Source organism: Tepidanaerobacter syntrophicus, from assembly GCF_001485475.2.
GTDB lineage: Bacteria > Bacillota > Thermosediminibacteria > Thermosediminibacterales > Tepidanaerobacteraceae > Tepidanaerobacter > Tepidanaerobacter syntrophicus.
The window spans coordinates 326642-339143 of sequence record NZ_DF977003.1; the positions used below are offsets into that span (position 1 = coordinate 326642).

General features: G+C 36.6%; 14 protein-coding genes and 1 pseudogene. All 15 read left to right on the top strand.

What is annotated here, in order from left to right; genetic code table 11:
• Positions 1-137: 137 nt before the first annotated feature.
• Positions 138-662 carry a TRAP transporter small permease gene (locus TSYNT_RS10430; protein ID WP_059033802.1) on the top strand — a complete coding sequence of 175 codons (525 nt, stop codon included), beginning with the start codon at positions 138-140 and terminating at the stop codon, positions 660-662.
• The gene (locus TSYNT_RS10435; RefSeq protein ID WP_059033805.1) at positions 663-1955 is read left to right on the top strand and encodes a TRAP transporter large permease; all 1293 of its coding nucleotides are present in this window, start codon (positions 663-665) and stop codon (positions 1953-1955) included.
• Positions 1956-1968: 13 nt separating this feature from the next.
• Positions 1969-2448, top strand: a complete 480-nt coding sequence (locus TSYNT_RS10440) for a YcxB family protein (protein WP_059033807.1) — start codon at positions 1969-1971, stop codon at positions 2446-2448.
• Between the two features lie 84 nt (positions 2449-2532).
• Entirely contained in the window at positions 2533-3618 is a 1086-nt protein-coding gene (uxuA, locus tag TSYNT_RS10445; protein WP_059033809.1) for a mannonate dehydratase, read from the top strand.
• A gap of 56 nt (positions 3619-3674) precedes the next feature.
• Positions 3675-3764 (top strand): annotated as a pseudogene (locus TSYNT_RS10450) (hypothetical protein); the annotation flags it as partial.
• An 86-nt stretch (positions 3765-3850) separates the two neighbouring features.
• Entirely contained in the window at positions 3851-4570 is a 720-nt protein-coding gene (locus tag TSYNT_RS10455) for a GntR family transcriptional regulator (protein ID WP_059033811.1), read from the top strand.
• Between the two features lie 119 nt (positions 4571-4689).
• A complete protein-coding gene (locus tag TSYNT_RS10460) occupies positions 4690-5517 on the top strand; it encodes a deoxyribonuclease IV (RefSeq protein ID WP_059033814.1) in 828 nt (275 codons plus the stop codon).
• 197 nt (positions 5518-5714) lie between these two features.
• Positions 5715-6008: an extracellular matrix/biofilm regulator RemA gene (gene remA, locus TSYNT_RS10465; RefSeq protein ID WP_059033815.1), complete on the top strand. Its 294-nt coding sequence runs from the start codon at positions 5715-5717 to the stop codon at positions 6006-6008.
• A gap of 10 nt (positions 6009-6018) precedes the next feature.
• Complete coding sequence (gmk, locus tag TSYNT_RS10470; RefSeq protein WP_059033818.1) at positions 6019-6627, top strand: guanylate kinase; 609 nt, start codon at positions 6019-6021, stop codon at positions 6625-6627.
• Positions 6628-6645: 18 nt separating this feature from the next.
• Positions 6646-6852 carry a DNA-directed RNA polymerase subunit omega gene (rpoZ, locus tag TSYNT_RS10475; protein ID WP_059033820.1) on the top strand — a complete coding sequence of 69 codons (207 nt, stop codon included), beginning with the start codon at positions 6646-6648 and terminating at the stop codon, positions 6850-6852.
• Positions 6853-6864: 12 nt separating this feature from the next.
• Positions 6865-8076 carry a bifunctional phosphopantothenoylcysteine decarboxylase/phosphopantothenate--cysteine ligase CoaBC gene (gene coaBC / locus TSYNT_RS10480; RefSeq protein ID WP_059033822.1) on the top strand — a complete coding sequence of 404 codons (1212 nt, stop codon included), beginning with the start codon at positions 6865-6867 and terminating at the stop codon, positions 8074-8076.
• A 30-nt stretch (positions 8077-8106) separates the two neighbouring features.
• Positions 8107-10311 (top strand): replication restart helicase PriA, encoded by a 2205-nt coding sequence (gene priA, locus TSYNT_RS10485; protein ID WP_059033825.1) that lies wholly within the window; start codon positions 8107-8109, stop codon positions 10309-10311.
• A gap of 11 nt (positions 10312-10322) precedes the next feature.
• Positions 10323-10793 carry a peptide deformylase gene (gene def, locus TSYNT_RS10490; protein WP_059033827.1) on the top strand — a complete coding sequence of 157 codons (471 nt, stop codon included), beginning with the start codon at positions 10323-10325 and terminating at the stop codon, positions 10791-10793.
• The gene (gene fmt / locus TSYNT_RS10495) at positions 10790-11740 is read left to right on the top strand and encodes a methionyl-tRNA formyltransferase (protein ID WP_059033829.1); all 951 of its coding nucleotides are present in this window, start codon (positions 10790-10792) and stop codon (positions 11738-11740) included. The genes def and fmt overlap by 4 nt, the downstream gene beginning before the upstream one ends.
• On the top strand, positions 11721-12500 hold the full coding sequence (locus TSYNT_RS10500) for a DUF116 domain-containing protein (RefSeq protein ID WP_238142708.1): 780 nt from the start codon (positions 11721-11723) through the stop codon (positions 12498-12500). Before fmt ends, TSYNT_RS10500 begins: the two co-directional genes overlap by 20 nt.
• The last annotated feature ends 2 nt before the right edge of the window (positions 12501-12502 follow it).

The window sequence follows — 12502 nt, forward strand, 5'->3', positions numbered from 1 at the left end:
ATCAAGGCAAAATTTATTTATGGTAGATAAATATACGATAACTAGCTATTTGAAATATTCGTATGTAATGCCACTTATAAGAGTAGCAAATAAACAAGAGTAATTTAATAAATAACACGAGTAGGAGGAGGTAAAACATGGCAGGAATTTTTGGTATTCTTAATAAGATTAAACCAGTATATGATCAAATATATAAGATTACTCTTTTTTTGTGCAAAATGCTTTTGATAGCTGATATTCTTGTTGCGACACTGACTGTAGCGGGGCGATATATTCCATTTATACCTGATCCGGCATGGAGCGAAGAAGTGATTTTAAGCTGTATGGCGTATATGACAGTTCTTTCTGGAGCCTTAGCCATCAGAAGAAGGGCACATATTCGTATGACAGCATTTGATAAATTTTTACCTGAAAAACTAGTGACTATTTCGGATGTTATTTCTGATATTGCTGTTTTAGTGTTAGCCATAGTTCTGATAGTAGTGGGTTGGAGATACTCAGTAGAGATTGGCTCAAAAGGTTCCTATGTAAGTATGCCCAATGTCTCCAGATTCTGGATGTACTTTGCTGTGCCATTAGGAGGGATAGCCATGCTTATATTTCAAATTGAGGTTTTATTAGAAAATATCGAGAAGCTTTTTGCGATAAAGGAGGAAATATAGATGAGCGTTGAAAGTACAGCGATTTTGATTTTACTCAGCAGCTTCTTTATAATGATACTTTTAAGATTTCCAATCGCTTATGTAGTTGCGCTTTCATCATTGTTAACGCTTTTATATCAAGGGCTGCCGCTTACTACGATTGTTCAACAGATGGTAAAAGGAATTAGCTCTTATAGCCTCATGGCAGTGCCGTTTTTTATTACAATGGGAGTTTTAATGGGAACTGGCGGTATCTCAGAAAAGTTAATTGAGTTAGCAAATGCTTGTGTTGGGTGGATGAGAGGAGGCTTAGCGATGGTTAACATCGTTGCATCCTACTTTTTCGGAGGTATTTCCGGCTCAGCGGCTGCAGATACCGCTTCTCTCGGCAGTATTTTAATTCCTATGATGGTAGAAGAGGGGTATGATGCTGATTTCTCTACTGCGGTTACGATTACTTCTTCAGTGGAAGGTCTTTTAGTTCCTCCTAGTCATAATATGGTTATCTATTCTACTGCTGTAGGTGGTGTCTCGATAGGAAGCCTTTTTCTTGCCGGATATTTACCGGGTGCAGTCTTAGCAGTATCTTTAATGATAGGTGCCTATATAATTTCCGTTCAAAGAAATTATCCTAAAGGCGAAAAATTCAGTATGAGCAATTTATTGAAACAGCTCGGTGCATCTATTTGGGCTCTTGCATCTGTTTTAATAGTTGTAATAGGAGTAGTCGGAGGTATCTTTACAGCTACGGAATCTGCGGCTATAGCAGTTATTTATAGCTTAATTGTTAGTGTATACATCTATAAAGGCCTTGACTGGAAAGGCGTGTGGAAGGCTCTAGAAAGCTGCATAGATACACTTTCTATTGTTCTAATTTTAATTGCAACTTCTAGTATTTTTGGATATTTGCTAACACGCTTACATGTGCCGTCTCTAGCAGCAAATGCGATTATTAGTTTTACAGATAATCCTATTATCTTGTCATTGCTTTTAAATTTTATTCTTTTGGTTCTGGGGTGCATTATGGACATGGCTCCGATTATATTAATTGCTGTTCCTGTTCTATTTCCGATTGCAACTTCAATTGGCATTGATCCTATCCAGTTTGGCATCATCGTTGTCCTGAACTGTGGAATAGGTCTCTTGACGCCTCCTGTAGGATCTGTGTTGTATATTGGCACCGCCATTTCCAAGCTGCCGATGGAACGCGTTGTAAAAGCGACATTACCATTTTACATTTGTATGATTATCGCTCTTTTGCTGGTAACATTCGTTCCGGCAATTAGTCTGTGGCTCCCATCATTATTTATGTAAAGAGACGATCGTCATGAAATATAAATATAATTATCAGGTGATGGCTTCTGATATTTGGAAACTATCTATATCTAATATTTATAATTCTATGATAGGAGTATGCAACATTATTTTTACTGCTGCTATACTGCTTTTAACAGTAAAGTTCTGGGCAAATGCAACCACCATTATAAAATTACTTCTAATGCTAGCAGTTAGTTTATTTACAATTATTCAACCTATCGTTATTTATCTTCAGTCAAAAAGATTGGTAGCAAAGATTCCATCTGATTTAGAGATAGGCTTTGATGACTATGGAATTCACATAATGACAAAGAATCAAAATTCTAAATTCGAATGGGATAAGATAAAAGGGGTATACAAAAAACCAAATATGCTTATTATATACACAGCACATAAGCAAGGATATATATTAACAAATAAAATATTAGGGGTGCAAAAAGAAGATCTATATGACTATATTTTAGACAAAATTAACATGGGACAACACTGAAAACTTTATAAATATTGTAGCCTATCCATAACCTAAGGCGACAATTACAAGTTAAAATTAATCTATTATCGGAGGTTGATACATTTGAAGATGGTATTTAGGTGGTTTGGTGAAAAATATGATAAGATTCCTCTTAATTATATACGGCAAATACCTGGCGTATCCGGAGTTGTAACAAGTTTAATGGATATTCCGGTAGGTGAAGTCTGGCCCTTGGAAAGAGTTCAGGCTCTTAAAAAAGAAATCGAAGATCATGGTCTGGAAGTTGAAGTTATTGAAAGCGTTAATATACATGAAGACATAAAACTTGGTGAAAAGACAAGGGATAAATACATTGATGCATATATTAAAACTATGGAAAATCTGTCGAAAATTGGAATAAAAGTAATCTGCTATAATTTTATGCCTGTGCTTGATTGGGCAAGAAGCGAGCTTGCAAAACCACTAAGCGACGGATCCACTACTATGGCATATAAGCATGAATACATTTTAAATATTGATCCACAAAATCTTGCAAGTCGAGTAGGAGAGCAATCAGGTGGATTTGAGCTTCCAGGTTGGGAGCCAGAAAGATTAAAAGAGATGTCTACCGTAATAGAAAAATATAAGAATATTACTGAGGAACAATACTGGAAGAATATAAAATATTTTCTAGACAGCGTTATTCCTTATGCTGAAAAATATGATATTAAACTTGCTATTCATCCGGATGATCCACCATGGCCAATATTTGGCCTGCCAAGAGTTATTACCAACAGAGATAATATAAGAAAATTCCTTGATCTTAATACTAGCCCATATAATGGTTTAACGCTTTGTACAGGATCACTTGGAGCAAATAAAGAAAATGATCTTCCTGCTATTATAAGAGAATTTTCAGGAGAAGGAAGGGTGCATTTCGCTCATATAAGAAATCTTAAATTCGAAAACGATAAAGATTTTTATGAAAGCGCACATCTTTCTAAGTGTGGATCACTGGATATGTTTGAAATTGTAAAGGCCTTCTATGACACAGGATTTACCGGGTATATAAGGCCGGATCATGGACGTATGATTTGGGATGAAACAGGACGTGCAGGTTATGGACTTTATGATAGAGCTTTAGGTGCTACTTATATACAAGGACTGTGGGAAGCGATCGATAAAATGAGCAAACGATATTGCAAGTAATGTATTCGGTAGTTTAGAAAATGATAGGATTGAAAGTCTCTCTGGGTGAAAAAACCAACTTAATTCAAGCCCAGAGGGACTATTTTGGCGCACATACTTATGAAAGAATAGATGAAGAAGGGATTTTTCATACGATCTGGATTTGACAAAAGATGAAAATGTTGGAATAAGGTATTTTAAAGTTACTTTTTATATCATATAATTAATCAGTAGTATAGAAAGTAGGATAATTATGCTTGAATTATTAGAAAGAGACAAAAGAGAGACTACAAGAGAATACGTAATAAGAGTTCTAAGACATAATATAATAAATTTAAATCTCAAACCAGGTCAGTTTGTAAGTGAAAACGAGATTGCGGAAATACTGGGAGTAAGCCGCACCCCTGTGAGAGAAGCTTTTATCGAGCTTTCTAAATCGGCTCTGGTTGAGATATATCCTCAAAGAGGTACTTGCATTGCGCCTATAGACATGGATGTCGTTGAGGAATCCCGATTTATGCGATGTGTACTGGAAAAAGCTGTTATTCAATTGGCATGCGATAAAATATCTGACCGCGATATTACAAAACTTGAGGATAACCTTCAATTACAAGAGACATGCCTAGGACACCATGACCCGCAGTATTTACTCTATTTAGATGATAAATTCCATGAATACTTGTTCGAGATATGCAATAAGAAAATGACGTATAATTTGATTAAAAGTGCCGTTGCTCAGTTTGATAGAGTCCGTATATTAAACTATACGGAAATGGATATGAATGTCAGTGTGAATGAACATAGAGAATTGCTCGAAGCTATAAGAAGACGAGATAAAGAATTGGCGACAGAGCTTATGGAAAAACACCTGACACGGGTAATTTACGACATGTCTTATTTAAAGGAAAAGCATCCGGAGTATTTTAAAGGTAATATTATAAAAGTATCATCATATGCAGGCAATGATTCATGAGGTTTCCGACAAAATATCGGAGACCTTTTCTTTTTCTATACTATTTTCTAAAATTCTATTTACAAACTTACAAAATAGAGGTATAAAGATTTAAAGATGTAGACAAAGGAGCAGATAATATGCTAATAGGAGCTCATATTTCTATTTCCAAGGGTTATGAACATGCAGTAAATGAGGCAATATCTATTGGAGCAAACACGCTACAGTTTTTTACTCGAAATCCTAGAGGCAGTGCTGCAAAAGCACTGGATCCAAACGATATAGAGAAAATGAAAAAACGAGTTAATGAAACTAATTTTGGTCCCTTGGTGGCTCATGCTCCATATACGCTTAATCCGGCGTCAGATAAAGAAAATGCCAGAAATTTTACTAAAAATATTATTCTAGACGATCTGGATAGAATGGCTATTATTGGTGCTCCATATATTGTTTTGCACCCGGGCAGCCATTTAGGGGCAGGAGTAGAAGTAGGTATCAGAAGGATTGCTGCCATATTAAAAGAAGTGACAGAGAGCAAAAAAGATGTTATGATTTTGCTGGAAACGATGTCAGGTATGGGAACAGAAGTCGGATACAGGTTTGAACAGCTTTATGATATTATTAATCTTACAGAAAGCCCTGAAAATTTTGGAGTATGTTTTGACACCTGTCATCTGTTTGCAGCAGGTTACGACATAGTTAATGATTTGGACGGAGTGATTTCAGAGTTTGATAAAATTTTAGGACTTTCAAAATTGAAGGCAGTGCATTTAAATGATAGCAAGTTTGGACTAGGAAGTATGAAAGACAGGCATGCAAATTTAGGAGAGGGCATGCTTGGCATTGGAACAATTAAAGCTGTGTTAACTCATCCAAGACTGGAAGATAAGCCATTCTTATTAGAAACACCTGGCGGCATTGAAGCTTACAAAAAGGAAATTGCATTGGCAAAGACATTAGTATCATAAACATCGAACCCGGCACCGGCTTGTTGAACTTCAATGTTATTGTTTTAAATAAAATTAAATGATATAATAATTGCAAGGATTATTTAGTAAACCAGGGCAAACCCTGGTTTACTGGGTTTATTTAGTGCATAAAGGTTATTTTTTACTGAAAAAAATTAACTCTTTAAATAAAAAATCTGGGAGGTTATATTTCGATTATGGATATCAAACTTGTCAATATTGGATTTGGAAATATTGTATCAGCAAATCGCATAATAGCTATTGTTAGTCCTGAGTCGGCACCTATAAAGCGCATAATTCAGGAAGCCCGTGAACGAGGAATGCTTATAGATGCCACCTATGGCAGAAGAACCCGTGCTGTTATAATAACAGACAGCGATCATGTTGTGTTATCAGCTATTCAGCCGGAGACAGTAGCTCATCGCTTAAGCAGCAACAAAAATTTGATTGAAGACGAAGAAATAGTCGAAGAAGAAACTAATTTCGAATAGAGGGAACTTTATGAGCGAAAAGGGCTTGCTTATTGTGGTATCAGGACCTTCCGGCGTCGGAAAGGGAACGCTGTGCAATGCATTGGTGAAAAACATAGATAATTTATTTATATCAATTTCAGCTACTACCAGGCCGCCTAGGACAGGCGAGGTAAACGGCGTAAATTACATCTTTATGAACCAAGAGAATTTCGAAGAGAAAATTGAAGAAGGGCAGTTTTTGGAATGGGCCAAGGTATATAATAATTATTATGGGACGCCTAAAGAATTTGTTATTGAAAAGCTAAAAGAAGGCAAAGATGTAATTCTTGAAATCGATATACAAGGCGCGGCTCAAGTAAAAAAGAACTGTCCTAACGGGGTTTTCGTATTTATAGCACCACCCAGCCTTGAGGAATTAAGAAAGCGAATTATAAACAGAGGCACGGATAACGAAGAGTCTATTAATTTACGTTTAAAATCTGCAAAAGAAGAGATGCGAGCTTCTTTTGATTATGATTATGTTATAATTAATGATGATTTAGATAAAGCTGTTTTGAAACTTCAATCGGTTATTTTAGCAGAAAGATGCAAGGTTTCAAGGAATAAAGATAAAATTTTAGAGATTATCGGAGATTGACACTAGGAGGAATAAGCCATGATGTATCCATCTATAGATTCTCTTACTGCAAAGTATGAGAGTAAATATATTATAGCAGTTGCGGCTGCTAAAAGAGCACGACAATTAGTAGAAGGTGCGAAGGAGCTTGTAGAAGTAAATACGAAAAAACCTGTTTCAATAGCACTATTCGAGCTTGATGCAGGTAAGATTATAATAGAAAAACCAAAAACTCGAGTAAAATAAAAGAGGTGTGCGATGCTTAAAGACAAATTTGTGATATTGGGAGTGACTGGCAGCATAGCCATCTATAAAGCGGTAGAGCTGGTAAGGCTTTTAAAAAAAGCAGGTGCGCAAGTTCAAGTAATAATGACAAAATCGGCATGCGAATTTGTTAAGCCGTTGACTTTTCAAGTCATATCCCAGAATCCTGTTATCACCGATATGTTTGAAGAACCTGACTCCTTTGATGTGGAACATGTAGCTCTTGCAGATAAAGCTGATGTTTTTTTGGTAGCACCGGCTACTGCTAACATAATTGCAAAAATTGCAGCCGGTCTGGCAGACGATATGCTTACCACCACTATACTTGCCACAAGAGCAAAAAAGATAATCGTCCCTGCAATGAATGTTAATATGTATGAAAATATTATAACACAAAGGAATATTGAAACTCTCACATCTACCGGTGCTGTGGTGATAGAACCTGCAACCGGTGATCTTGCATGCGGATATAAAGGTAAAGGAAGATTTCCTGAGCCGGCAGATATTGTCGAGCAAATAGAAGTGATATTAGGGAAAAGCGGAGATTTAAGAGGCAAAAAGTTTTTAATAACCGCAGGACCTACTCGCGAACCTATTGATCCGGTTAGGTTTATTACCAACCATTCTTCCGGAAAAATGGGTTATGCCTTGGCCGAAAAAGCAGTGCATCGAGGTGGCGAAGTTATTTTGATTTCCGGTCCGACAAACATAAAACCGCCCCTGGGCCTTTCAAAATATATTCCCGTAGAAACAGCCGATGAAATGTTTAACGCTGTTATGGAATACTATCCTAAGGTCGATGTTGTTATAAAATCGGCGGCTGTTGCGGATTTTTCGCCCAAATATTTTAGTGAAGAAAAAATAAAGAAACAGAATTTTGATATGGTACTTGAACTTAAGCGAAATCCGGATATACTGCAAGAACTGGGAAATAGTAAAACACACCAGATTTTAGTTGGATTTGCTGCTGAAACAACTGATACACTAAAAAATGCCCAGGATAAACTGAAGCGAAAAAATCTTGATCTGATAGTATTAAATGATCTTACAGCGCAGGGAGCGGGTTTCGGCACAGATACGAACATCGTGAAGATATTATACAAAGACGGACGAATAGAAGAATTGCCTAAAATGCTCAAGAAGGACTTGGCTGATGAAATATTAAACAGGATATACGCTTTTTTGGAGCAAAATCGTAAATTTTAAGCTGTATAAGTTTTAGTAGGAGGAAAATCTTTGATTAATGCTTGCTTGGTAGCAGTAGATGTAAAACATCCAAAAGCCAAAAAAGAATACACATACTTGATTCCCAAGGATATGCAATCATCAATAAACCTTGGTGATGTAGTCCGTGTTCCTTTTGCCAATATGAAAACGACAGGAGTGGTTACAGAACTTTTGGATACAAGTAGCTGCGAACCTGCCGACTATAAATTAAAATCGATTATAGACAAAGAGCCAGTGAGTCTGCCGGCAGAATTACTAGAACTTGCAAAAAGTCTTTCCAAATATTATGGCACCCCACTTATAGATTTTTTGCGTCTTATGCTGCCGCCTTCCCTTGGATACAAAACTGAGCGAGTATATTTTTTGCAAAGTAATGCAGACAATAGCAAGATCTCTAAAAGAGCATTTAATCAGAAACAAATATTCGATTATATAGCAAAAGCCGAATGTGCTACTGAAAATGAAATTTCAAAAAACTTAAAGATTCCACTTTCGTCGGTAAGGTCGGCACTAACAGCGCTTTGTAAAAAAGAAATAATAAAAAAAGATTATAAGATAGTAAGAAGAAAGCCTTTTTCAATTTCATACAGCAGTTCCAGTCAAGATATTATACTTACAGAAGAACAAGAAAATGCAATAAAAACGATTGTGGAAAGCTATTATAACTCTAAAAAAACCGTACTTTTATACGGAGTTACAGGCAGTGGCAAAACCGAAGTATACCTTAGAGCTATTGATGAAGTTATAAAAACAGGGAAAAAAGTTCTCATGTTAGTTCCTGAAATTTCGCTTACACCTCAAATGCTTTCAATATTTCAAAACCGCTTTAAAGATAAAACTGCTGTTATCCACAGCAAACTTTCAGCAGGAGAAAGATTTGACGAGTGGCAGCGTATATGTTCAGGAAAGGCTTTGGTTACTCTAGGAGCAAGGTCAGCAATATTTGCCCCTATCCAAGATTTAGGCATGATTATCATAGATGAAGAACATGAGACTTCTTATAAAAACGGTGAACATCCATATTATGACGCAAGGATGGTTGCGCAATTAAGGGCAAAACAGCAGAATGCTCTTCTAGTTTTAGGTAGCGCCACTCCTTCTGTAGAATCTTTTTATAGAGCTTGCAAAGGAGAATATTTACTTGCCGAACTTACCAAAAGGGTGTCAGGGCGACATCTGCCAAAATTAGAAGTTATAGACATGAGAGAAGAATTAAAAGCTGGCAACAGACACATCTTTAGCAGGAAGCTGCTTTACGGGATGAAGGAGACTCTAGAACAAAAAAAACAGGTTATCCTATTCTTAAACCGCAGAGGTCACTCGACTTTTGTTATTTGTAGAGACTGTGGCTTTGTTTTAAAATGCAAGTATTGCGATATTTCAATGACGTATCATTTTGAAGATAAGACTGCTCGGTGCCACTATTGCGGTTATACGATAAAGGCACCTGATATATGTCCAAAGTGCAGCAGTAGAAACATAAGGTATTTTGGGGCAGGAACGGAAAAGGTAGAAGAAGAAGCGAGGAGATTTTTCCCCGAATATTCCACTATAAGGATTGATTCTGATTCAACCCGGAAAAAAGGATCCTTGGAAAAAATGCTGGCAAGTTTTAAAAAAGGAAATGCCCAAATATTAGTGGGGACTCAGTCTATTGCAAAAGGACTAGACTTTCCAAATGTTACGCTTGTAGGGATTATAAGTGCTGATACTATTCTAAATGTGCCTGATTTTAGATCGGGCGAGCGAACATTTCAATTGATTACTCAAGTTGCAGGCAGATCAGGAAGAGGAGAAACTCGAGGAAAAGTATATGTCCAAACATATAATCCTGAATCATTTGCTATTCAAGCAGCTTGCAATTTTGATATAGAAGGCTTTTATAAAGAAGAATTAAAAAACCGCAAAGAGGCAAATTACCCGCCTTTTTGCCGCATGCTCAACATTGTTTTTAAAGGAAATGATGAAAATTTAGTCAAAAAAGAAGCGGACAAAATAGGTAAGATGCTCCAGCAGCAATTTAGCACTAAAATCAAAATGTATGGCCCGGTTCCGGCGCCTCGATCCAAAATCAGAGAAAATTACCGTTATAATATTTTAATAAAAAGCGATCAGATAGATATTTTGATAAATATTTGTAACCAAATGAATATTTTAAATATTGATAATAAAATAGACATATCTTGGGATATAGACCCGTTGGATTTGTTATAGGAGGCATGTTAATGGCACTAAGAAATATTCGTGAATACGGCGATGAAATTTTAAGAAAAAAAGCTAAAGATGTTACTGTATTTGACAAACGACTACATGTGCTTATAGAAGATATGCAAGAAACGATGGTGCATGCTAATGGCGTCGGTCTTGCGGCTCCGCAAGTCGGTGTGCTTAAAAGGGTAATTGTTATAGATGTGGGAGAAGGCCCTATAGCATTAGTAAACCCAGAGATAGTAGAAAGCGAAGGAGAAATTATTGATGCCGAAGGGTGTTTAAGTGTGCCCGGCGTGCTTGCCGAAGTTGCAAGACCTATGAAAGTCAAAGTCAAGGCACAGGATAAATGGGGTAACTATATAGAATTAGAGGGTCAAGAGTTGCTGGCAAGAGCTTTGTGTCACGAAATAGATCATCTTTATGGCAAGCTTTTTGTGGATAAAGCTATAAAATTCATTGAACCTGATAGCGAGGAAGAAAAATGAAGGTTGTATTTATGGGAACGCCAGATTTTGCGGTTGTCCCTCTTGAAATGTTAATAAAAAACAATATAAATATTATAGGTGTTGTTACACAGCCGGATCGGCCGGTAGGAAGGAAAAAAGTTATAACTGCACCTCCTGTAAAAAAGCTTGCATCTAATTACGATATTCCTGTATACCAGCCAGAGAAGGTTAAAAGTGCTGAATTTATCAAAATCCTTAAATCGCTTGAGCCTGACCTAATCATTGTTGTTGCTTTTGGACAAATTTTAAGCCGAGATGTACTTGATATTCCTAAAATAGGATGCATAAATGTTCATGCTTCATTGCTACCGAAATATAGAGGCGCAGCTCCGATGCAGTGGGCGATAATAAACGGAGAAAAGGTAACAGGAGTAACTACCATGTGGATGGACGAAGGAGTAGACACCGGAGATATCTTTATGCAGGAAAAGATTGAAATAGATGACGAGTGGACATCACTAGAACTTTCATGTGAGCTTTCAAAATTAGGTGGAAAATTACTAATCAAAACTTTGGAAAATATAAAATCTGGAAATTTAATACGAGTACCTCAAAACCACGAAGAAGCAACTTATGCACCAATGCTTAAAAAGGACGATGGTAAAATTAATTGGTTTAAAACCACCTGGGAGATTTATAATTTAATTCGAGGTATGTATCCGTGGCCAACTGCATTTACATTAAGAAACAAAACTGAATTTAAGATATTAAAAGCCAGACCTTATTTAACAAATGCTGCACCTAATCCCGGCAAATATTTGGGTGCAGTAAAAAATGAAGGTTTTCTGATAGGCACAGGAGACGGAAGCCTGCTTGTGTTAGAAGTGCAAGAATCCGGAAAAAAGCGGATGAAAGCCACAGAATATTTAGCCGGTCACACAATGAATGAAGGAGAATTCTTTGCCGATGATGTACACCAAAAATAATGGTGAAAGTGCAAAAAAAAGAGTATTTATCGGACTGCTGTCTGTAAGTATTCTTCTGATTTTAGGAATGATTTTTGCAGGAGTTCTTATCTATTATAATAAATTTGGCGACTGGTACCGCTACATTTTATTAGGAGTAATAATATTCTTAAGTATATTTATTATTCTAATAGGCATCGGCCTTGCGGCAGTTGTTCTGACATTACTACATGTAAGAAGCTTTTTTGGCCTTGAAAAACTAATGAAATCTTCGCTAAACTTGTTATTTCCATTAGTTGTAGCAATTGGAAGAATTTTCAATATACCTGCCGAGGTTATCAAAGATTCCTATATCGAAGTAAACAATAAACTGCTTCAAAGCAAAGCTTATTCATTAAAACCAAGCGATATTCTTATTTTAGCTCCTCACTGCCTACAAAAGTGGGACTGTCCTTACAAAGTTACTGCCGATGTTTCTAACTGCCACCATTGCGGCCGATGTGATATAGATAAGCTTTTAAAGATAAGTGAAGAATATGGAGTTAACTTGACAGTTGTGACAGGCGGAACTTTGGCCAGAAAAAAAGTTAAAGATTTTAGGCCAAAGGCAGTGGTAGCTATTGCGTGCGAGCGGGATTTAACAGACGGCATCTTAGATACCAGTCCGCTACCTGTATTTGGGGTTTTAAATATTAGACCGGAGGGGCCATGCAAAAATACAAAAGTTAATTTAGACAAGGTAACTTACGCAATTGAATTTTTTCTATCTGGGAAGGAGTAGTA

Bases quoted from the DNA above. Each gene is read 5' to 3' on its own strand.
- TSYNT_RS10430 (WP_059033802.1), top strand. From the start codon at position 138: ATGGCAGGAATTTTTGGTATTCTTAATAAGATTAAACCAGTATATGAT.
- TSYNT_RS10435 (WP_059033805.1), top strand. From the start codon at position 663: ATGAGCGTTGAAAGTACAGCGATTTTGATTTTACTCAGCAGCTTCTTT.
- TSYNT_RS10440 (WP_059033807.1), top strand. From the start codon at position 1,969: ATGAAATATAAATATAATTATCAGGTGATGGCTTCTGATATTTGGAAA.
- TSYNT_RS10455 (WP_059033811.1), top strand. From the start codon at position 3,851: ATGCTTGAATTATTAGAAAGAGACAAAAGAGAGACTACAAGAGAATAC.
- TSYNT_RS10460 (WP_059033814.1), top strand. From the start codon at position 4,690: ATGCTAATAGGAGCTCATATTTCTATTTCCAAGGGTTATGAACATGCA.
- remA (WP_059033815.1), top strand. From the start codon at position 5,715: ATGGATATCAAACTTGTCAATATTGGATTTGGAAATATTGTATCAGCA.
- gmk (WP_059033818.1), top strand. From the start codon at position 6,019: ATGAGCGAAAAGGGCTTGCTTATTGTGGTATCAGGACCTTCCGGCGTC.
- rpoZ (WP_059033820.1), top strand. From the start codon at position 6,646: ATGATGTATCCATCTATAGATTCTCTTACTGCAAAGTATGAGAGTAAA.
- coaBC (WP_059033822.1), top strand. From the start codon at position 6,865: ATGCTTAAAGACAAATTTGTGATATTGGGAGTGACTGGCAGCATAGCC.
- def (WP_059033827.1), top strand. From the start codon at position 10,323: ATGGCACTAAGAAATATTCGTGAATACGGCGATGAAATTTTAAGAAAA.
- fmt (WP_059033829.1), top strand. From the start codon at position 10,790: ATGAAGGTTGTATTTATGGGAACGCCAGATTTTGCGGTTGTCCCTCTT.
- TSYNT_RS10500 (WP_238142708.1), top strand. From the start codon at position 11,721: ATGATGTACACCAAAAATAATGGTGAAAGTGCAAAAAAAAGAGTATTT.